Source organism: Paenibacillus sp. FW104-T2 (genome assembly GCF_058789975.1).
In genome coordinates, this window is the sequence record NZ_JBYTCE010000009.1 from 213,122 (window position 1) to 234,610 (window position 21,489).

Annotated in this window: 16 protein-coding genes; 13 read left to right on the forward strand and 3 right to left on the reverse strand. The window is 46.8% G+C overall.

What is annotated here, in order from left to right:
• The first annotated feature begins 3 nt into the window (after window positions 1-3).
• From AC3WQ3_RS13975 to AC3WQ3_RS14000, 6 genes are all read left to right on the forward strand, one after another.
• Entirely contained in the window at window positions 4-1,467 is a 1,464-nt protein-coding gene (locus AC3WQ3_RS13975; protein ID WP_492472563.1) for a hypothetical protein, read from the forward strand.
• The gene (locus tag AC3WQ3_RS13980; protein WP_336781859.1) at window positions 1,451-2,086 is read left to right on the forward strand and encodes a Yip1 family protein; all 636 of its coding nucleotides are present in this window, start codon (window positions 1,451-1,453) and stop codon (window positions 2,084-2,086) included. Before AC3WQ3_RS13975 ends, AC3WQ3_RS13980 begins: the two co-directional genes overlap by 17 nt.
• Before the next feature lie 16 nt (window positions 2,087-2,102).
• Window positions 2,103-4,685: a DUF5696 domain-containing protein gene (locus AC3WQ3_RS13985; RefSeq protein WP_492472564.1), complete on the forward strand. Its 2,583-nt coding sequence runs from the start codon at window positions 2,103-2,105 to the stop codon at window positions 4,683-4,685.
• A gap of 53 nt (window positions 4,686-4,738) precedes the next feature.
• A complete protein-coding gene (locus AC3WQ3_RS13990; protein ID WP_095357516.1) occupies window positions 4,739-5,584 on the forward strand; it encodes a carbohydrate ABC transporter permease in 846 nt (281 codons plus the stop codon).
• A gap of 17 nt (window positions 5,585-5,601) precedes the next feature.
• Window positions 5,602-6,546, forward strand: a complete 945-nt coding sequence (locus tag AC3WQ3_RS13995) for a carbohydrate ABC transporter permease (protein WP_110823077.1) — start codon at window positions 5,602-5,604, stop codon at window positions 6,544-6,546.
• Window positions 6,547-6,757: 211 nt separating this feature from the next.
• Window positions 6,758-8,455 (forward strand): RICIN domain-containing protein, encoded by a 1,698-nt coding sequence (locus AC3WQ3_RS14000; protein ID WP_239299211.1) that lies wholly within the window; start codon window positions 6,758-6,760, stop codon window positions 8,453-8,455.
• A 128-nt stretch (window positions 8,456-8,583) separates the two neighbouring features.
• On the opposite strand, the gene AC3WQ3_RS14005 is transcribed toward AC3WQ3_RS14000, so the two are convergent.
• The gene (locus AC3WQ3_RS14005; protein WP_492472565.1) at window positions 8,584-9,726 is read right to left on the reverse strand and encodes a family 8 glycosyl hydrolase; all 1,143 of its coding nucleotides are present in this window, start codon (window positions 9,724-9,726) and stop codon (window positions 8,584-8,586) included.
• A 281-nt stretch (window positions 9,727-10,007) separates the two neighbouring features.
• On the opposite strand from AC3WQ3_RS14005, the gene AC3WQ3_RS14010 reads away from it, so the two are divergent.
• The 6 genes from AC3WQ3_RS14010 to AC3WQ3_RS14035 all read left to right on the forward strand — a co-directional run bounded on the left by AC3WQ3_RS14010 (window position 10,008) and on the right by AC3WQ3_RS14035 (window position 16,911).
• Entirely contained in the window at window positions 10,008-11,300 is a 1,293-nt protein-coding gene (locus AC3WQ3_RS14010) for an SGNH/GDSL hydrolase family protein (protein WP_492472566.1), read from the forward strand.
• Between the two features lie 60 nt (window positions 11,301-11,360).
• Window positions 11,361-12,128, forward strand: a complete 768-nt coding sequence (locus tag AC3WQ3_RS14015) for an alpha/beta hydrolase (RefSeq protein WP_492472567.1) — start codon at window positions 11,361-11,363, stop codon at window positions 12,126-12,128.
• A gap of 87 nt (window positions 12,129-12,215) precedes the next feature.
• On the forward strand, window positions 12,216-12,848 hold the full coding sequence (locus AC3WQ3_RS14020) for a glycoside hydrolase family 11 protein (RefSeq protein ID WP_336781852.1): 633 nt from the start codon (window positions 12,216-12,218) through the stop codon (window positions 12,846-12,848).
• Window positions 12,849-12,942: 94 nt separating this feature from the next.
• On the forward strand, window positions 12,943-13,785 hold the full coding sequence (locus tag AC3WQ3_RS14025; protein ID WP_154893940.1) for a formylglycine-generating enzyme family protein: 843 nt from the start codon (window positions 12,943-12,945) through the stop codon (window positions 13,783-13,785).
• A 248-nt stretch (window positions 13,786-14,033) separates the two neighbouring features.
• Window positions 14,034-14,747: a beta-glucanase gene (gene bglS, locus AC3WQ3_RS14030; protein ID WP_154893941.1), complete on the forward strand. Its 714-nt coding sequence runs from the start codon at window positions 14,034-14,036 to the stop codon at window positions 14,745-14,747.
• A gap of 526 nt (window positions 14,748-15,273) precedes the next feature.
• Window positions 15,274-16,911 carry an extracellular solute-binding protein gene (locus tag AC3WQ3_RS14035; protein ID WP_492472574.1) on the forward strand — a complete coding sequence of 546 codons (1,638 nt, stop codon included), beginning with the start codon at window positions 15,274-15,276 and terminating at the stop codon, window positions 16,909-16,911.
• Between the two features lie 118 nt (window positions 16,912-17,029).
• On the opposite strand, the gene AC3WQ3_RS14040 is transcribed toward AC3WQ3_RS14035, so the two are convergent.
• Together AC3WQ3_RS14040 and AC3WQ3_RS14045 are read right to left on the reverse strand one after the other, a co-directional pair.
• The gene (locus AC3WQ3_RS14040; RefSeq protein WP_492472568.1) at window positions 17,030-18,670 is read right to left on the reverse strand and encodes a response regulator; all 1,641 of its coding nucleotides are present in this window, start codon (window positions 18,668-18,670) and stop codon (window positions 17,030-17,032) included.
• 9 nt (window positions 18,671-18,679) lie between these two features.
• Window positions 18,680-20,389: a sensor histidine kinase gene (locus AC3WQ3_RS14045; RefSeq protein ID WP_336781849.1), complete on the reverse strand. Its 1,710-nt coding sequence runs from the start codon at window positions 20,387-20,389 to the stop codon at window positions 18,680-18,682.
• Between the two features lie 147 nt (window positions 20,390-20,536).
• On the opposite strand from AC3WQ3_RS14045, the gene AC3WQ3_RS14050 reads away from it, so the two are divergent.
• Window positions 20,537-21,487, forward strand: coding sequence for an ABC transporter permease (locus AC3WQ3_RS14050; RefSeq protein ID WP_371859924.1), 951 nt, complete (start codon window positions 20,537-20,539; stop codon window positions 21,485-21,487).
• Window positions 21,488-21,489: the final 2 nt, after the last annotated feature.

Sequence of the window (21,489 nt, forward strand, 5' to 3'; positions counted from 1 at the left end):
GAGGTGCGGAAAAGCACATGGAACAAGCAGGGCTGGATCATCATGGGCATGGTCTGCCTCCTGTGGTTCAGCCAAGAAGCAGTACCCGCGAGTGCAGATGGCAAGCAGGATGCTTACCAATATTCCTACTGGGGCGATTCCGTTCCGGCTCCTGCAGCATACGAGGCCACGTCCATCATTACGGGAAAAAAAGTGAACGCTGGGGCATTCAAAGAACCAAGTGACATGCATGTCACCGCGGATCAGCGAGTGTTCGTACTGGATTCCGGCAATGGTCGCATTGTGGAAATGGATCGTAATTTGAAGCTGGTCCGGACGATTGATTCCTTTGAACGTGAGGGAAAGAAGGAGCAATTCAATAATCCGCAAGGGCTGTATGTGAGTGAAAAAGGGGATCTTCTCATTGCGGATACCGACAATCAACGGGTCGTTCATCTGAATGAACAAGGCCAATTGGTCAAGGTTGTGGAAGAGCCGAAATCGGATCTGTTACAAGCGGATTTTCAATTCAAACCCGTTCGGGTTGTCATGGATAAAGGAGAGCGCATTTACGTCATGGCAGCGGGTGTATTTGACGGATTCATGGAGTTCAGTGCCGACGGTACATTTTCCTCCTTTATCGGAGCGAACAGGGTTCAAGTTGACCCGGTAGAGTATTTGTGGAAACGGTTTGCCACGCGCGAGCAGCGCAGTCAGATGGTCATGTTCACGCCGACGGAATTCACCAACCTGGATATGGATGAAGAGGGATTCATCTATGCCACAAGCGGTGACCGCGGCAAAGATCCAATCAAGAAGCTGAATGCCCAGGGGACCGATATCTTGCGCAGACAAGGCTATCATTACCCACAAGGTGATCTGATGTACACGAATGAAGCAGGGCCATCGCGCCTGATTGATGTAGACGTGGGAGACAGTGACATGTATTCGGTGCTTGACTCCAACAGAGGGAGAATATTCACCTATAACGGTGATGGATACCTGCTCCATATTTTTGGGGGGATAGGCAATCGGTTGGGACAGTTTAACACACCAGTTGCACTGGAACGTGCAGGAGACCGAATACTTGTGCTGGATAAGGCGCTCGGTGAGATTACGGTATTCGAGATCACGGAATACGGGCGTACGCTGCACGAAGCGGTGCGCAGTTATTACAACGGGGATGAAGATCAATCCTCGGTGCTGTTCGCCAAGGCCGCCGAGATGAATGCGAATCTGGAGTATGCCTATGCGGGTATTGGCAAGTCGCTGCTTCGCCAGAAGGATTACGCCGAATCTGCGCAATATTTCAAACGGAGCATGGAGCGGCAGGGTTACTCCAAAGCTTTTCTCTTGTTCCGCAAGGAGCTGATGCGTGAGCATTTTTCGTGGATGATGTCCGGTCTATTCCTTGCTGTTGCTGCGTTTGTTACCGTCGTCATCGTTCGCAGGCAGAAAAGGAGGACAACAAATGCAAGCGCCAAGTAAGCAGCTTTACAAGTATCCGATGCACCTCATCTTTCACCCGTTCGATGGGTACTGGGAACTGAAATATGAACGTAATCAACGAACGACATTGCTGATTGCCTGTATGATCATGCTGCTGCTGACAGTTACCAAGATTTTGCATGCCCAGTACAGCGGATTTCTCATTAATTTTAACAATCCCAAGTATCTGAACAGCCTGCTTGAAGTGTTGTATGTCATGATCCCGGTACTGTTCTGGTGTGTCGCCAACTGGTCGTTAACGACCCTGATGGACGGGGAAGGCAAGTTTTCGGAGATTTTCATGTCGACGTGTTTTGCACTGGTGCCGCTGCTCCTGATTCATTTCCCGTGGATCTGGCTGAGTCTCGTCATTTCCGCGCAGGAGACAGCCTTTTATTATTTCTCCAATGCACTTGCTGTGGCTTGGACGGTGTATCTGTTATTCGTAGGCAACATGACCGTTCATCAGTACACACCGGCTAAGACGGTGCTTACGATGCTGCTTACCCTCGTAGCCATGGCTTTTATGGCTTTTCTGTGCCTGCTTTTCTTCAGTCTTGTGCAGCAGATCATATCGTTTGTCGTAACCATCTATCAAGAAATCGTGCTTCGGGGCTAAGGAAGGAGGACATCCAGTGAAATATGCTGTAGCAAAAAAAATAACCGGAATGCTGCTGATTGGCAGTCTGCTTCTAAGTGGCTGCCAGTTCTCGCTATCACCGCAAGCTCGTGAGGCAGCAGCAGCTGTAGATCAGGCCGATCTTCCCTCCCTGCCTCCCGGAGAACAACTGAAATCTTCTTTCAGCGATCCTCGCCTACAAGGCATGATTGGTATTGCCAGGAATGAAGCCTTGCAGCTGTTTATCGATGAAAAGACGGCAGAGATTGCTGTCCTGGACAGAAAGAGCGGACAGATCTGGCGCAGCAATCCGGCAGATCGAGAGCAGGACGGGATAGCGGCCGGGATTAACAAAGATCTTCTGTCATCCCAGGCCAGACTTAGCTTTTTCAACAGCCAGGGTCAGAGCAGTACGGTGAATTCTTATACGGATAGTATCGGTCACAAGCAGGTTAGCTACGAGGCTATGCCAAGCGGGGTCCGGGTTCACTATCAATTCGGGAGCACCGAGCGCTCAATTGAAGATTTGCCGGTCAAAATCAGCAAGGAACGATTTGAGCAAAAGTTGTTAGCACAGCTCGACAAGGCAGGAGAACGCGCCTTGAAGATCGGGTATACCGAAGATAAAGATGAGGGAGTCTATGTTCGAATTGACAAGGCCCTGCAGGGACTCCAGTTGTCCCGTGCCCTGAAGGCATTTGACACGGCTGGTTATACGGAAGAAGACCTGGCACAGGATCATGCCGAACACGGGATTGATCAGGAGCGCAGTGGACCGCGGCTCTTCATGATGACTTTGGAATATGAATTGGATGGAGAGAATCTGCTGGTGCGTGTTCCAGCATCCGGCATTCATTTTCCGGAAGAATATCCGATCAACACCATTTCCGTACTGGAATATTTCGGAGCCGGAGGGATGAAAGAAGAGGGGGCGATATTTGTACCGGACGGCTCGGGAGCACTGATCCATTTTAACAATGGGAAGCTCCAATATCCAGGGTATCAACAAGATATTTATGGCCCGGATTTGACGATGAAGCTGCGGGAAGCCGGATCGGCGGAAGCCAAAGCCCGGTTGCCAGTCTTTGGTCTAATTCGCAAAGAGGGAGCTTTCCTTGGCATTATCGAGGAAGGGGACGCTGTGGCAACGGTGAATGCGGATATCAGCGGCAAGCTGAACAGCTATAACAACGTATATCCAAGCTTCTATGTCATGAATAAGAGCGATGTAACGCTTCAGGCAAGTGACATGGTGCGAACACTTCCCAAATTCCAGAAAAAACCGACAGCGTCAGACTTTGTTGTCCGTTACGCCTTTGTCGGCGGGGAGAAGGCTTCCTATTCGGGGCTGGCCGAACTCTATCGGAATTACCTGTTACATACCGGCGGACTGCCCGAGCAGCAAGCGGGTAAAGAACAGGCCGGCATTCCATTTTATCTGAAATTGTTCGGCGGGATGACAACCAGGCAGCATATGCTGGGGATTCCTTATGATTCGACAGAGGCGCTTACGACCTTTGAGGAAGCCAAGCAGATTCTGTCCACGCTGACGGAGAAAAATGTATCCAACATTCAGGTTCGCTACGCCGGATGGTTCAATGATGGACTGCACCATCGGCTGCCGGATTCCATTTCGGTGGACGGAGCCATTGGCGGCAAGAAAGGTATGCGTGACTTTAGTGATTACGCACGGGAAGCGGGTATCGCATTTTATCCGGATGTGGCTCTGCTGAATGTGCAGTCGAAGAAAGGATTCAAACCGAATAGAGAGGCTTCACGAACGTTAACCCAGGAACCGGCTGTCGTGTATCCGATGAATCAAGCCTTACAGCGCCGTGATCGGGATAGGTCACCATCCTATGTACTTTCGCCCAACAAGCTGGATCAGGTTACAACAGAGATGCTGGATGAGATGAAGTCGATTTCAAAAGAAGAGCAAGCGCATTCACTGAGCCTGAAGGATCTGGCTGAACAGCTGAACAGCGACATGAATCCCAAGAAGCAGCTGGATCGAACGGAAGCGTTGGGCGTGGTCACCAAAGCCCTCGAACAGATCAAACAGCAGGCAGGCTCCGTTGTGGCCGAAGGTGGAAATGGCTACGCGCTGCCGTATGTTACCGGACTGACGGATGCGCCAATGAACAGCAGCCAGTTCAAACTGGAGGATGAGGAGATTCCATTCTTTCAATTGGTGGTTCATGGAAATATTAGTTACACGGGATCTCCATACAATCTTTCGACGTATACGAACCCGAGACAATATGTGCTAAAGCTGATCGAATACGGTGCAAGTCCGTACTTTGCCTGGTTTAATGCACCTAATCATGTAGTCAAACAGACCGATTATGACGATCTGTACGCGGCAAATTACAAGCAGTGGGTGGATCTGGCTGCCGAGATGTACAACGAGGTCAATCAGACCAATCTTCCATTTGCCGGGCGTTTCATGCAGTCGCATGAAGCATTGGCGGAAGGTGTGTACCGAACAACCTATGATGGCGGTGGCTTCGTGATCGTGAATTATAATGATTTTCCTGTAGAGGTTGAGGGCCAATCCGTGGAAGCCCAAGGTTATGTGACTGGTGGTGAGCAGCTCTGAAGACAATCCTGAAATGGAAATCGGGAAGTCGTACGTACGCTCAGCAGAAAGCCATGTGGGGCGTCATCTACGTGCTTCCATGGCTGGTTGGATTCGTATTATTTTTCTTCATCCCGCTGCTCGCGTCGCTGCGTTACAGCATGAGCACGATTCAGGCCAATGCGGAAGGCATTGCCATTCAATTCACCGGGGTCGCCAATTATATTCAGGCACTCACCGTCAATACCAGTTTTAACCGAGCGTTGATCGAGTCGATTACCGATGTGCTTGTCAATGTGCCTCTTATTGTCATATTTAGCCTGTTTCTCGCCGTCATTCTGAACCAGAAGTTCAGAGGCCGGGCAGTGGCACGTTCCATATTCTTCTTGCCCGTTATTTTGGCATCCGGTGTCATCATGTCACTGGAGAGCACCAGCTTGATTGATGCTGTTAACCAGAACAGTACTGGAGGAAGCGCACTAGGTACATTTGAGCTCGAAAATCTGATGTTGGATGCCGGGGTGAGCGAATGGATCGTAACGTATCTGAGCAGTGCCGTTGATCGGATTTATCAGATTGTCAGCCAGTCGGGCGTGCAGATTTTGATCTTTTTGGCTGGCATCCAGACCATTTCGCCTCAGCTCTATGAGGCATCCAAAATGGAAGGTGCTACCGGGTACGAAGCATTCTGGAAGATTACATTCCCGATGGTCAGTCCGCTGATCTTTGTCAATGCGATCTACACCATTATCGACTCGTTTGCCAATAACGCCATGACTGAACTGATCCGGGATACCGGATTCGTGAAATTCGACTTTGGCCTCAGCTCGGCGATGGCATGGGTGTATTTTCTGGCGATTGCCATCATTCTCGTGATTGTATCCATTATTTTCTCGAAACGAGTCTTCTATCAAGATTAGAAAGGAGGACGTTCAGCGTGACGACTTCTCGATTATTATCGCTGGAACACTGGAAAGGCTGGCTCTGGTCCGTGATTCGGTTCGTACTGATTACTGGACTTTCCTTTGTTATCCTCTTTCCAATATTTCAGAAAATCTCAACGTCCATCAAAGATAAGGGTGACCTGTATTCTGCAGTGGTGGTATGGATCCCCCAGAATTTCTCGATCGATAACTTTCAGCAGGCTATCCGGGTTATGGATTACTGGGCGACGCTGTTCAATACCTTCGCGCTGTCAGCGACAACAACACTGTTAACGACAGCGTCCTGTGCCCTTGCAGGGTATGGTTTCGCCCGGTTGAAGTTCAAGGGGAGCAATTTGCTGTTCGCAGGCGTGATTCTCACGATTCTCGTTCCACCCACGACGATTTTGATTCCGGTGTATCTGAATCTGAAAAGCTTCGACCTGATGGGCTTGATGACACTGATTACCGGCAAACCGGTGAACCTGCTGAATACCTACTGGCCGTTCATTCTGACCGCCATTACGGCCAATTCGCTTAAAGCCGGGTTGTATATTTTCATCTTTCGTCAGTTCTTCCGCGGCATTCCGAAGGAAGTGGAAGAGGCTGCATATGTGGACGGGGCAGGCATTGGGCGGACCTTTGCCCGAATTATGCTCCCGAATGCAATTCCATCCATGGTGACCGTGATGCTGTTTTCCTTTGTATGGCAGTGGAATGATAGCTTCTACACGACTACGTATCTGACTTCAAGTAAGGTCATGTCGACCCAACTGTCTTCGCTTCCATATAATCTGGCCCAACAAGTAAGTGATGGAGCCTCTAAGGCGGATCCTTTTTATCTAAGCATGATTCAGGATACGGGAATATTGCTCGCCATTCTGCCTTTGATTGTCATCTATCTCTTCGTGCAGCGTTATTTCGTGGAGAGTGTAGAACGTACAGGAATCGTTGGCTAAAACGTTAGGCTTAACCGTGAAGAAAGATCCGAAACAGATCGATACGATCTGAAGAGAGGAGGAGGAGGAGTCTTGCGCCTGAACGTATGGAACGGGTTGCGGAAGCGTGCGCCAACTGAAGCTTAGTCTACTCGTAGATTTTGCTGCAATCATCGGATATTGCATTGAGGAAAAGCAATCGATCATGACAGGAGGATATAAAGTGAAAAAGATGTGGATGTCTTGTAAACTTTTACTCGTATTGGCTTTACTGATTACGATTGCTCCATGGGGAGGAAGCCGCGCAGAGGCGTGGGTTGGCATGCCTATGGGCAAGCTTCACGTAAGTGGCAAGAATCTGGTGAACAGCAACAATCAGCCTGTGCTTCTGAACGGTTGGCATCAACCTTCAGGTGCCTACTGGACGTATCAGAACAGCAATTATTATCTTAATCTTCACGGCAACAATCGTCATGCGGCTACCCTGGCTTACCTGAAGGACATTACCGATACATTTGCGGACACAAGTCCGAAATACGGCAGCAATCATGGATGGAACATGAATCAGGTACGTCTGTTCATTGATCGTGAGGATATGGGTGATGTGGCGGCGGGTACATATAATTTTGCCGGTGTGCAAACCGTTACGCAGAACGTCATTATCCCGTACATTCAATATGCCAAAACCAAAGGCGTGTATGTCGTCCTGGGACTCGACTTTACGTTGAAGGATGACCAGGCAACCACCGCTTCCAACCTGCAGAAATTTAATCAAATCTGGGGATATCTTGCGTCTCGTCCCGAGATTAAAAGTGCCGATAACGTTCACTTTGAGCTCATTAACGAGCCAGTGAAATCGTATGCGAATGGACATTGGGGCGGATACAACGGGGAGAATGACTTTGTGGATCACTGGAATGATCTGCGCAATTTCCAGAACTCCATCATCTCCACGATTCGTAACCAGGGTGCCGATAACGTAATCTGGGCTGCAGGTCTGGGGTATAACCAGTTCTACAGTCTGACGGCAAGCCATCCACTGACGGATCCCCTGAACAACTACGGATATGCGGTTCACTGGTATCCGGGTTACGGCGCGTACGATAACTTCTCCATATTGCAAGATCAGTGGAATACCAATGTGAAAGCAGCTGCAGACAAGTATCCGATCAATATCACGGAAGTAACCTGGTTTAAAAACAAGCCTGGTGATTCGGCCTATTGGAACCTGTTTAATGGCAGCAACGAAGGTTTCGGTACCAATACCAAAACCATCTTCAACGCGGCTGGAAACGTTAGTATTGCGGCTCACATGAACGGCTTCATTCTTGAGCCGGGGCAGCGCAGCTCTTTTGCCGATCCAACGGCTGGACTGAAATGGGATGGCGATGCTTCACGAAGTGCCATGGGACGATTCCTGTTCAACTGGTACCATGAACGTGCTCAATCGTATCCAGGTAGCGGAAATGGTGGTGGACCCACAACCGGGCTAGTGTCAGGTGCAACCTACAAAATTGTGGCCAGACATTCCAATAAGGTCATTGACGTTCCTGGGGGGCAAAATCAAAACAATCTTCAGCTTCAGCAATGGAGCGATCTGGGCGGCAATCCTCAGAAGTGGGTTCTGACCTCCATCGGTGGTGGCAGCTATACCCTAACCAGCGTGAACTCACCGGACAAAGTGATTGATATTCGCAACGGTACTCTCACGAACGGTGAAGCGGTTCAGCTCATGAGCAATCTGAACACGACCGCACAGCATTTCAAAGTCAACGATCTGGGGAATGGATATTGGAGTATCATTAACGTGAACAGCAACAAAGCGATTGAAGTGGAAAACGCTTCCACATCCGATGGTGCCAAGTTGCAGCAGAATACGTACACGGGTGCAACGAATCAACAATGGAAATTTATCGCGGTTAGCAATTAACATTATTGAACAAGAGGACCTTCACGGCTGTTATTGCCGGAAAGGTCCTCTTTACGTTGAGATTTCAGTCTGTGCAATGCGCTGTGATGCTTATGAACTCGTTTGTACGATGACTCATTGTAGAGTGATTAATATATCCGATATCTGCCGCTTAAAGCCAGCAAGCTGAAAAAATACAGACAGTTATCATAATAGCGGCGCTGACCCTGGCGCAGGGGGGTGTTCCAAAAGAGGCGTACGAAATGTTCCACATGTGGACCATCTGCAGCCAGTGAGGCCATGGCGTTGGTAGCGAGCAGACCGATCGGATGCAAGGAAGGTTCATCGAACGGTTCACCCTCAATGGTATATCTGCGATATTCGGCGACATCAATGCTGCTGAAGAAGGAATGAATTCGATTGGACTGCTCCACCTGCCAGGGATCCTGGCGGAACCATTCCCAGTCCAGAGCTATATTCGCGGCAACCCGGTAAGCATCGCTGTAAAAGTGTCTAAAATCACCATGCGGCTGAACAGGAGCGGGTGATCCGTCATAGTTCGCATATTCAGGCGAAAGCCCGGTTACAGGATGACAGGCGGTATGCAGATAAGCTCGACTTGCCGCCGCTGCATCTCTCCAGAAGGCTTGATCGTCTTCATCCGCATATAATGCAAACAACTCATAGAAATGGGGGAGATGGTAGGATGGATCACTGAATGGTGATTCCGGTACAAATTTGATCAGCTTGGTTTCCGGGTCCCACATGGGATCTCCCTCGCCATTTTCACCTTGATGAATGCATGCGCGGAGGATTTTTCTGGCTTGTTCCTTATAGTTAAAAGGGGCATCCCCATCACCCCAGCGGTTAGAAGCAAAGAACAGAGCCATGGCGAAAAACTCCTCACCATCAGGTGCAGGTCCTTGAGATAAGCGGGTTCCATCCGGTTTGCAGTGCCAGGCAAAATAATCCTTGTATCGACCTTCAGCATGCTGCATGAACGTATGGGAATAATTCCAAAGCCGATCGAATTCTTCTTTTTTGTCCATCTGCACAGCCATCATCATGCCATAAGACATGCCTTCGGAGCGAACATCGTTATTACCGGTGTCGAGTAAATAGCCTTTGTCCTGACCCATCGGGTAATAGATTCGCGTATTCTCTTCTCCATAAAACAGCTCGTTCCACGACTCCTCCAGCCGTGCGTTTATTTCCTGTTCATCATAACCAAACTTGTGAAAGAGATTGATATATGTATTGGTATCATAGGCGCCTTGACCGGTGATATTCATGGGTTTTCCTCCTTTTAATGCAAACGTTAAACCCATTATATCACGGTAAATGTGTATAAATTAAAGCGTTTACATTGGAAATCTTAGTTCTTTCCTTTTTCCGATTATCATGACCAAAATGAAATGATATGATTGCTGCAAGTCCTATACTTTATCGGGTATCTGTAAAATTATGTAAGTGTTAAACTCGTGAGGAAGGACCCACCAAGCATAAAGTTTTACCCGTTTGGATTCCTTCAAATGACATGAACTTTATGATCGAAGAAAGGATGGTGGTAAACATGGTTCGCGATGCAGGAGATACACCAGAAGCAGATATTCACCAAGGGATAACTGCACCGCGCGATCCCGTTGGAGTGAAGGAGACGAATAACGAGGCAACGTTCGATTACTGCTCCCCTGAATATCACAACATGATTAGCCAATCTCTTTTGAACAAAGGTCACAATGCCAGATTAAAACGGGCGATTCAGAAGGCTGGACAGGGTGAACCTGTTGTTATGGCTTATATCGGTGGTTCTATCACCCACGGCGCTGGCGCAATTCCTATTCATCTCCGTAGTTACGCCTATCGATCGTATGAGCGGTTCAAGGCGATGTTTGCTCCATCAGACAGTCGTTCCATTCAACTGGTTAAAGCCGGAGTAGGCGGAACGCCTTCCGAACTGGGAATGATACGCTATGATCGTGATGTGCTTGGAGATGGTCAAATTCAACCGGATATCGTCGTCATTGAGTTTGCAGTTAATGATGCGGACGATGAAACCCGAGGGAACTGTTACGAAAGTTTAATATTGAAAGCGCTTGCTGCAGATAACAAGCCTGCCGTCATCCTTTTGTTCAGTGTCTTTGAGAATGACTGGAATCTACAGGATCGTCTAGCTCCGGTGGGCTGGCATTACAATCTGCCCATGGTGAGCATGAAGGATGCTCTTGTCGAGCAATTCCACAAGACCAAGCAAGAAGGTAACGTCGTAACCAAAGAGCAATATTTTCATGATATATATCATCCGACCAACCTGGGACATCAGATCATGGCCGATGCACTGGGTCACCTGTTTGATGCAGTGAATCATGCCGAACTGGACCAGGAAGATCATGATCTGAGAAGGCCGCCTCTGATTGGGGACGATTTCGTGCACGTGAAACTGCTGGATCGGAAAAATGGCAATCAGCTTCCCAAAATCGATCCGGGTTGCTTCGCGCAGACGGATACCGACCTGCAGATGGCCGAGATGGATGATCACGATTATGCTACGCCGCTCTTCCCGCACAATTGGATGTATACCCGCGATGAGAGGGCCGAAACGCAAAAGTTCAAGCTGCAAATGCGCTGCAGATGTCTTCTTTTAATCTTCAAAGACTCTGGAAGCGACGAGTTTGGAACAGCCCGGATCAAAGTGGATGGTGTTCTCACCAAACAAGCCAATCCGCATGAAGTAAATTGGACACGCTGTCATGCCATGCTCCTGATTCAAGATAAGCACGTCAGCGAGCATACTATCGAGATCGAAATGGCAGAAGGGCACGAGAATAAACACTTCACGATTCTTGGTTTTGGCTATGTCAGTTAACAAAACAAAAGCCGGAGATTAATCCAATAGCTAAATGCACCTATGAAGGGAGTACTGTACATGATATCTTCAGCACCGGCTGGATTTGACCAATACCGCAATGATATACCTCGCGGAGCAATAGAGACGATAGAGTATGATTCCACTACGGTTGGGAATACACGGAAAGCACTGGTGTACACACCTCCAGGATTTTCTTCCGAAAACACATACCCTGTACTTTATCTGCTTCACGGGATCGGTGGAGATGAGATGGAATGGCAGCAGCATGGTAGCCCGCAGATCATCTTGGACAATCTGTACAACGATAACCTGCTTGAGCCTATGATAGTTGTTTTGCCCAACGGTCGCGCCATGCCCAACGATCGAGCCGAGGGTGATCTATTTGACCCGGAGAAAATACAAGCCTTTGAACGATTTGAATCCGACTTGATTCATGACCTTATTCCTTATATTGAATCCAACTATCCCGCAAGTACAACCAGGGATAATAGGGCAATTGCCGGCTTATCCATGGGCGGAGGCCAGTCCTTAAACATAGGGCTGGGCAATCTCAACCATTTCGCTTGGGTCGGTGCCTTCTCTCCCGCTCCAAACACCAAAGCGCCAGAGCTGCTCCTTCCTAATCCGCAGGAAGCAATCTCGCTTTTGTCGCTCCTTTGGATCTCCTGTGGTGATCAGGATAACCTTATCCAAATTAGCGTTGACGTACATCAATATTTGGAACAGCAGGGCGTACCGCACATCTGGTTTGAAGAGAGCGGAGGTCATGACTGGCCAGTGTGGAAAAATGATTTGTATCTGTTTTCCAAACGTCTATTCAAATAAATACCAATTCAACTCCAACTCCAGTGTCTACCCGGAAAAAGTACCGAATTATTCAAAACCTAATCCAAATATCAGGAGGTTTTTACCATGTTTAAATTCGGAAAAAAATTGTTGACTGTTGTCCTTGCCGCTTCCATGAGTTTTGGTGTATTCGCCGCTACGACAGGTGCTACAGATTACTGGCAGAACTGGACAGATGGCGGGGGTACTGTTAATGCCGTGAACGGTTCGGGAGGAAACTACAGTGTAAACTGGCAGAACACGGGGAACTTTGTTGTCGGTAAAGGGTGGACTTACGGTACACCTAATCGTGTAGTGAATTACAATGCGGGTGTATTCTCTCCATCCGGCAACGGATATTTGACGTTTTACGGGTGGACACGGAATGCACTTATTGAATACTACGTGGTGGACAACTGGGGAACATACCGGCCAACCGGAACATACAAAGGCACAGTAAACAGTGATGGCGGCACATATGACATCTATACTACGATGAGATACAATCAGCCGTCCATTGATGGGTATTCAACATTCCCGCAATACTGGAGTGTTAGACAATCCAAACGTCCAATCGGTGTAAACTCCCAAATTACGTTCCAGAATCACGTAAATGCGTGGGCGAGCAAAGGCATGTACTTGGGTAACAGCTGGTCCTATCAAGTGATGGCGACCGAAGGATATCAAAGTAGCGGTAGCTCGAATGTGACCGTTTGGTAAGCGCTCTCTTTTCAATCGGCTAGTCTAAAACTTAGGCAAGGCAGGTCTATGGATCTGTCTTGCTCTCCATTCCCGTTTTAAAGGAGACCTACAGATGAGAAAGTGGATGATATTTCTGCTCATCGCAGCTTTTGTTGGATTAAGTGCTTGTTCGACAGGCAGCAGTACTACCGTGAGTGATGATCTTGTATTGGTAGAGGGTGGGGCATTCAAGAGCAGTAAAAGCAATTATAGTGGCAAAGACATCATACTGTCTGACTTTTATATCGGCAAATATGAAGTGACCCAGAAACAATGGGCTGACGTTATGGGGGACAATCCCTCTGGTTTTAAAGGGGAAGAACGGCCCGTTGAAAGGGTGAGTTGGTATGATGCGATCGAGTACTGTAATGCACGCAGCATGAAGGAAAACCTTAAACCGTATTACACTATTGATAAAGAAACGCTGGATCCGAATAATAAGAATGAAAATGATAATGTTAAATGGACTGTAACCATCAATGAAGATGCGAATGGATATCGTCTGCCAACGGCAGAAGAATGGGAATATGCCGCAAGTGGCGGACAAAAGAGTGAGAATTTTACTTATAGCGGAGGCAACAATCCAGACGAAGTGGCGTGGTACTGGATGAATGCCGGTGAAAAGCCGTTAACAGGAGACTGGAACTGGCCAGCCATTGAAAACAATCGGAATCAAACCAAGCCAGTAGGTCAGCAGAAGGCCAATGAACTTGGTATCTATGATATGTCTGGTAATGTTAGAGAATGGTGCTGGGAATGGCACAGCCATCCGGAGACCCCGGACAACACCTGGAGAGTCAGCAAGGGTGGGGGCTGGGTCAGTAGTGTAAATACAGCAGAGATTTCCTATCCAGGAAAATTCGATGCGAATGGCATTGGTCCCGATCAGGGATTACGAGTCGTACGTAGTAAATAACGAGGCCCATTCTTTAAAAATGGGCTTTTATACATGACAACTGAAAAAGGAAGAACGATCTTAAAAAATGAATATGTTTTCTTTAAACTTTGCTATAGTTCACCCATTATGGACCATATAAAATGGAAATACCAACCAATGTAAGCGCTTTTATAACTGATTAAATCAAGCACGGCTGTTGAATCTAGGAGCGAAGGTAGTTTCAGAAAATTGTTTACACGGTTGGAATACGAAATGGAGGTGTATTGATGAAGAGGAAGACTTGGTTCACATTAATGGTATCTGGAGTGGTTTCATTATTTATTTCGGTAAGCGCTTTTGCTGGGTGGGTGTTTTGGGAACCGCTGACGTATCACAATGCAAGTACCTGGCAGAAGGCAGATGGGTATTCCAACGGTTCCATGTTCAACTGCACGTGGCGGGCGAATAATGCTAATTTTACGAATGATGGCAAGCTGCGCTTGAGTCTGACAAGTCCTTCATACAACAAGTTTGATTGTGGAGAATATCGGTCAACGAATACTTACGGCTATGGTCTCTATGAAGTAAGTATGAAGCCTGCTAAAAATACAGGAATTGTATCCTCTTTTTTCACCTATACCGGTCCTTCTGATGGCACACAATGGGATGAGATTGATATCGAGTTCCTTGGCAAAGACACAACGAAAGTACAATTCAATTATTATACAAACGGCGTTGGAAATCATGAGAAGATCGTAAATCTGGGCTTCGATGCGTCCCAGGGATTCCATACGTATGCGTTTGATTGGCAACCAGGTCACATTAAGTGGTACGTCGATGGCGTGCTGAAACATACAGCTACAACCAATATTCCGAAAACACCAGGTAAAATTATGATGAATATCTGGAATGGAACGGGTGTGGATAGCTGGCTCGGGTCTTATAATGGTGCTAATCCATTGCATGCTGAGTATGATTGGGTGAAATATACGAGTAATTAACAGAAACTCACGATCAGGTCCAACTAGTGCCATAAACTGCAAGAAACAGAGGAGCGGATTTACTTCCGCAATCCACTGTTTTTTTATGATCATTTTCAACCTTTACAGAACAATCGTAACGTAAGATGATGAGGGAAAAGGGTGGAAATGAAATGAACTCGACATACAGTGGACGGAAAACCATGAGTATGAGTAACAGCAGCGATACCAATAACAATTGATCACCCGAGCAGTTTATCGAACCGTTAGGCCAACCATAGGATGCCAAGCAGATATAAACCTTGCTGGAACCTTTCGGTCACCCTGATAAACAAGAGAGATAAGAGTAAGACGTTGTACTAATACAACATCCGTATTCACTTTTTAATATCCTAAATTAATACAATAAATGTTGCAATATTAGTATGGGCATTCATATGGTTCATTCATTATGATGGACTCTGTAGACAACATCACTACATACAGGGGGACTCACAAGTTGAAAACAATCAAGAAAAGAAAGATTGGCGGTTTGGCTTTGGCAGGAATGTTGGCGCTTACAGCAGTTCTTAGCGGATGTAACAGTGGAGCAAGCAAAGAGGCTGCACCGAGCACACCGAGTACTGCACTGGAATTGAAGGACGGGAAGTATGATCCACCCGTAACACTTACTTATTTACGTCCCTGGGGACCCGAAATCAAATTCAAATCTGGTGAAGATCAGGACAATAACGTGCACACCAAATGGGCAAAAGACAAGCTCGGCATTGAACTAAAAAATCAGTGGGTATCACCATCGACCAACAATGCGTTTGAAACGAAGCTTCGCCTGTCGCTGGCTTCCAATGCAGAAATGCCGGACATCATCTCATATCGCGGCGACTTCAATCTGGCACGTGAGCTGATTGAAACGGGCAAGTTCGTTGATGCTGGTGAATTGTTTGATCAATATGCAAGTGATACCTGGAAAGCTGCCGTGAATGAAGATCCTTCCGTATGGTATCCGTACATGCAGGATGGTAAACGGATTGGTATTCCGATTCTGGATTACTCCTACAATAGTGATCCAGTGATGTGGATTCGCGAGGATTGGATGAAGAAGTTTAATTTGAAAGCACCTGAAACACTGGCTGATCTTGAAGCGATTATGGAAACGTTTACGAATAAAGACCCGGATGGCAATGGTAAAAAAGACACCTACGGTCTGACCATCGGATTCAAAAACTGGCTCAGCACATGGATGTCTGATGCTGGTTGGGTCTTCGGAGCCTACGGCACGATGCCAAACCAGTGGAATCTGAACGCAGAAGGCAAGCTGGAGTACGGTTCTGTAAATCCAGGAGCAAAACAAGCTTTGGCAACACTGGCTGACTGGATGAAAAAAGGATATATTCCAGAAGAGGCTGGGGTATATGATGAAACCAAAGCAGCAGAAGAGTTTACAGCAGGTAAAGCCGGAATTGTTGTGGGCCCTCACTGGATGCCGTCATGGCCGCTTGAAGATGTGAAGAAAAACCATCCGGAAGCGGAGTACAAAGCTTACCCGATCCCATCTGGACCTGATGGAAAGGCAGGCAGACGAGGTACCGCGAACGACAACGGTGTAATTCTGATTAACAAAGATATGAAAAACCCAGAAGTCTTTTTCACATATCAAAACTATCTATTTGATCACTATGCTAATCCAAAAGCAGGTGATGAATTCGAAAATGGCTTCGCTGAAGGATATGACTGGGCAATGAAAGACGGCAAAGTAACAACGGATGCTAGTGTGACAGGCGGTTATGCACCTGAGAAATACACATTAACGTTTGATGGTGCACGTATCCCAAGTCTGAACATGGCTACGCTTGCGAAGTTTGCTAACGGTGAAGAAGCCACAACACCTTTCGAGAAAAAACTTAAGTCCGGTGTACCGGTACCAATGGTGGAAGCGGCCAAGATTGTTCAGGATCAAAAAGATATCGCTTTAAAACAGATGTTCACAGGTGCACCAACGATGTCGATGCAAATGAACAACGACATCTTAACCAAAATGGAGAAGGACCTGTTCTCGCAAATCATCTATGGTAAAGCTCCGATCGATGCTTTTGATACGTTTGTAGAGAAGTGGAAGTCTTCAGGTGGAGATCAAAATACGAAGGAAGTTAATGAGTGGTACCAATCCGTTACGAGCGGAAAGTAAGTACGAGCCAAGTAATTAAATCTTATCCGTTATTTCGTCCTAACCAAGCTGCTAAAGCAGGTGGAAAAGTACAAAGAAAAGGCCTTGCTGGAAATCATTCCAGCGAGGCCTTTTTGCTTCAAACCGGCAGATTCTCTCTATATTCCTGCGGTGTCAGATCGTAAAACTTTTTAAATACCCGAATAAAATACGCCGTGTTGTTGTAGCCGACAAGCTCCGCAATTTCGAATACCTTGGCGCTTGAGGATCGCAAATAATAAGCTGCTTTTTCCATCCGTAACCGATAGACATAGGCTGTCAGCGCTTCTCCTGTCTCCGCCTTATATACCTTGGATAGATACACAGGGTGCAGGTGGACATGTTCGGCAATAGCCGGTAAAGATACATCGGAAGCCAGATGCAGGTCCACAAAGCTTTTGACACTGCGAACGATGGTGCTGTGATTGTCCTTCAGCTCCTGTTCTGCGTCTTCACTGATGGAATGAAGTGTACGGATTGACCAGTCTTTCAACTGCTGGGCGGTAGCATAGCTTGGAGCCTGGAAGTATTTGTACGTTTCGGCAGGCAGAACAGAAGAGATCTGTTTTCCGTTCTTGTGGATGATATAAGCAAAGGCCCCAGCCAAGGCATGATACACCTCAATCGTCGTTTCCGCGATATCATGATGCTGCGCGGATTCGAGCAATTCCTCGAAAATGACCTCAATCTTCTGTTCCACATCGTCAAAGCGGCCAGCTTCCAGAAGACTGATGAGGGTTGGAGGCTTGTACAGAGAACGGATGGCAGGAAGGGGGTGTACATCCTTATCGTCTGAAGCCGTGATGAACAAACCCTGCGCATGTCCCATACGCTTCCGCATGGATCTGACAGCACTCTCATAAATTTCACCAATCTCATTAGGGAATTTGCCCCAGTGAGAGACTGCAATGGAAATAGCCCCTTTTAAATATAACTGAACGTTTGTCTGAATTTGGGCAGCGTAATGCTCCAGCAGCACTTGAGGTTTTTCCTCTTTGCTCACACTTGGTGTGCCGCCTTTTTTGACACTAACCAGCACAACCAGATAGTCATGGACATCCCGCGTATGCCACATATGAAAATGCTGCTGCGTCACCTCGCTGATAATGTTGCTAATGGCATATTGCATCAGCGAAAGATCATGGTCAGCCATCTCGGATAGATGCTCTTCCATCCGAATGACAAGCATGCCCAGCTCCTCACCAACCGAATAGGGCAGATTTAGCAATTCGAGCTTGTCTGCGAGCGTTGAGGGAGAATAGGTTTTGCCTGTCAGCAATTCATGGAGCATTGTAGATTGCAATAAAGGCAAGTTATCCTGGAATGCATGTAAGGCACGTTGATAGGAGGCCGCCGCTTCCCATTTTTGTTTGATCCGGTCAACAAGCCGCTGTACGGTTTCGATTAGATCCTCATCACTTACAGGCTTCAGCAAATAATCAAAGCTTTCCTGAGCCATCGCTTGTTTGGCGTATTCGAAGTCAGCAAAGCCCGAGAGTAAAATCGTCTGCACATGCGACCATTTTTCGTGAATTGCTGTGATTAACTCAATACCGGACATCTCCGGCATGCGAATATCAGTGATTACGATATCAATATCATGATTCTCCATAATTTCCAGTGCTACGGCACCTGACAAGGCTTCGTGTACAGTACCGATTCCACAGCTTTCCCACGGAATGGTTTCCGCCAGCGTTTCTACAACGGAACGTTCATCATCAACTAACAACATTTGTAACATGTACTTCACCTACTCATTGATATTGTTGTACCATGTAATGCTTACCTTAACGCCTCCGCCAGGCGTATGCTCATAACTTAGACCCGCATCTTCACCATACAAAAAAGACAAACGCTGATGAACATTCCAAGTTCCGCATCCCATGTTGCCATCGAGCGGTTTGTTAAGATTGTCGACCAACTCTTGCATCTGATTCTCGGTCATACCCAGCCCGCTGTCCTCGACGGTAATCGTACACATTTCATCCTTATGATAACCTGTTATGTTGATATGACCGTCTTCAGTACGAGGTTCAATGCCATGAATGATAGCGTTCTCAACGATAGGTTGTAAGCTTAAACGTGGTAACGTTTTATGAAGCATATCGTCCGGTACATCGATGGTAAAATGCATGCGTTCCAGCCGGAGTGCCTGGATTTCTAGGTAATTTTTCACCATGTTCAACTCTTCTTTGATGGTGGCCTGATCATTCTCGGATCTTGTGATGTACCGATAATACTCACCTAAATTAAGCGCCATCGCCACAACGGCTTTCTCATTTTTCATCCTTGCCATATTTTTGATGTAGAAGAGGCAGTTGTATAGGAAATGCGGGTTAATCTGTGATTGCAACTGCTTCAAAGTGGCTTCACGTCTTCGGAGTTGTTCTTCGTACACGTTCTCAATCAACTCCTGAATTCGCTGCGCCATGATGTTAAATCGTGCAAACAATAAACTGAATTCATTACGTGACGAATGATGCAGACGAACGGAGAAATCTCCAGTCGACAAACGGTTCGTTCCCTTTACGAGTTGAAGCAATGGAAGCTGCACACTTCGATACAGCACATACAACACCACAACACTCATAGCAATCAAAACGGCTATGGAAGCGTAGAAGAGATTACGACTATTTGTGATCGGCCCTAAAATTTGCTGCATAGGCACGTAGTCTACATAGTACCATCCCAGACTGTCTGAATGTATGTACGAGACATAGTATTCTGTACGGTCAAGCGTCGTGGTGAATCCGCCTTTTCCTTGCAAAGTCATCTCTTTCAGCTTGGACTGAATCGCAGTCAATGTGCCATTCCCACTAGTGTTGCTAATTAAGCCAAACTCGGGATGGAACATAAAAGGGTCACCTTTGTTATTCAATTTGTTCTGATCCAGCATGCTGGTCAGATGATTCACTGGAAAGCTGATCTTGGTAATCAGTCTTGACTTCCCAGGAGTGTCGATCGCTGTCGTTGGATCGGTCGTGTACCACACAAATTGATTCTGCTTATATGCCCATGATTTCGAAAGCGGCTTGGAAAATTCATCCTCCGCATACGGGATATAAGCATAATAATCCGTGGAAATGACTTTTTGCAACCTTGGAAAATAAAGGGTGATAGTGGAATGCCATTTGCTGGCTGCATTATACAGATTCATTTTTTCAAGAATGGCACTTCCAACTTTGACACGTTCATAAGGCACATCTTTGTAATCCGGCCGCTGATATTCCTGAATACTCGAATCTTGTCCAATAGACATTCCGTAGAGAGATAATTGGTAAATATTAGATTCTACAGAGTCAGCAAAAGTGGACAAATGATTCATGGTATTGTTCTGAATTTCGTGTTCGATCACCCGTACACTTTCCCGGTTTGAATAGGTGTACAGGAACAAAACCAGGACAAGCAGTGCTACAAATAACAGTGTAATTTTGGTGAAGACGTTCAGACGTGCGAACAATGCTGGGCCTCCCTCAACTCATTAAAATATTGATATCGTTGTTGCAATATTAGGATATAGATTGCTAATAACCGTTGCTATAATTTTAATATACAAGTTCATATGCACTTGTAAAATACAAATTTTTAGAACATGGGGGATGTAGGGGTGAAGGAACATACGTTAGAAACGCCTCGCAAGGGGCGTGCCATCAAGGCGAGACAGCGCTGGAACATGCAACGGAATTGGTCCTTGCATTTGATGCTCGTACCAGCGGTTTTGCTGGCAATTGTATTTCAGTACATACCAATGGGCGGGATTGTGATTGCTTTCCAGGATTTTAAACCATACCTTGGATTTACCGAATCCAAATGGGTAGGTTGGGATAATTTCAAGTATTTATTCTTATACCCGGACGTAGGCCAGGTCATCTGGAACACACTGGTCATTGCATTTTTCAAAATAATCGCAGGTTTAATTGCTCCATTCCTGTTTGCGATTTTGTTGAACGAAGTTCGTTTATCTGCTTTTAAAAGGGTCAGTCAAACATTGGTATATCTGCCGCACTTTCTGTCATGGGTTATCCTGGGCGGAATATTGCTTGATATTCTTTCGCCGCAGGGCGGTATGGTGAACAAACTGGTCGTTGCACTAGGCGGAGATCCGATCTTTTTCCTGGGGGATGGAACTTGGTTTCGGATAACACTGATTGTTAGTGATGTGTGGAAAGAATTTGGCTTTGGCACGATTGTATTTCTGGCTTCTCTGTCCGGTATTAACCCGGCACTGTACGAAGCTGCTGAAGTGGACGGTGCAAACCGGTTCAAACAAACACTGCACATTACGATTCCAGCCCTGATGCCGATCACGATTGTACTCATGACACTCTCCATCGGAAACATTTTGAATGCAGGGTTTGATCAGGTGTTCAATCTGTACAATCCGCTCGTTTATGACAAAGGTGATATCATCGATACCTTCGTATACCGTCTTGGTATCTTGAATGGCAAAATGAGCTTCGCAACGGCTGTAGGATTGTTCAAATCGGTCGTGGCAACCATTCTGATCGTTATCTCATATCGCATGGCTTACAAATTGGCGAATTACCGCGTGTTCTAGTA

Excerpts from the sequence above, each read along its gene's own strand:
- AC3WQ3_RS13980 (WP_336781859.1), top strand. The coding sequence starts at position 1,451 with ATGCAAGCGCCAAGTAAGCAGCTTTACAAGTATCCGATGCACCTCATC.
- AC3WQ3_RS13990 (WP_095357516.1), top strand. The coding sequence starts at position 4,739 with ATGTGGGGCGTCATCTACGTGCTTCCATGGCTGGTTGGATTCGTATTA.
- AC3WQ3_RS14000 (WP_239299211.1), top strand. The coding sequence starts at position 6,758 with ATGTGGATGTCTTGTAAACTTTTACTCGTATTGGCTTTACTGATTACG.
- AC3WQ3_RS14005 (WP_492472565.1), bottom strand. The coding sequence starts at position 9,726 with ATGAATATCACCGGTCAAGGCGCCTATGATACCAATACATATATCAAT.
- AC3WQ3_RS14010 (WP_492472566.1), top strand. The coding sequence starts at position 10,008 with ATGGTTCGCGATGCAGGAGATACACCAGAAGCAGATATTCACCAAGGG.
- AC3WQ3_RS14015 (WP_492472567.1), top strand. The coding sequence starts at position 11,361 with ATGATATCTTCAGCACCGGCTGGATTTGACCAATACCGCAATGATATA.
- AC3WQ3_RS14020 (WP_336781852.1), top strand. The coding sequence starts at position 12,216 with ATGTTTAAATTCGGAAAAAAATTGTTGACTGTTGTCCTTGCCGCTTCC.
- AC3WQ3_RS14025 (WP_154893940.1), top strand. The coding sequence starts at position 12,943 with ATGAGAAAGTGGATGATATTTCTGCTCATCGCAGCTTTTGTTGGATTA.
- bglS (WP_154893941.1), top strand. The coding sequence starts at position 14,034 with ATGAAGAGGAAGACTTGGTTCACATTAATGGTATCTGGAGTGGTTTCA.
- AC3WQ3_RS14035 (WP_492472574.1), top strand. The coding sequence starts at position 15,274 with ATGTTGGCGCTTACAGCAGTTCTTAGCGGATGTAACAGTGGAGCAAGC.
- AC3WQ3_RS14040 (WP_492472568.1), bottom strand. The coding sequence starts at position 18,670 with ATGTTACAAATGTTGTTAGTTGATGATGAACGTTCCGTTGTAGAAACG.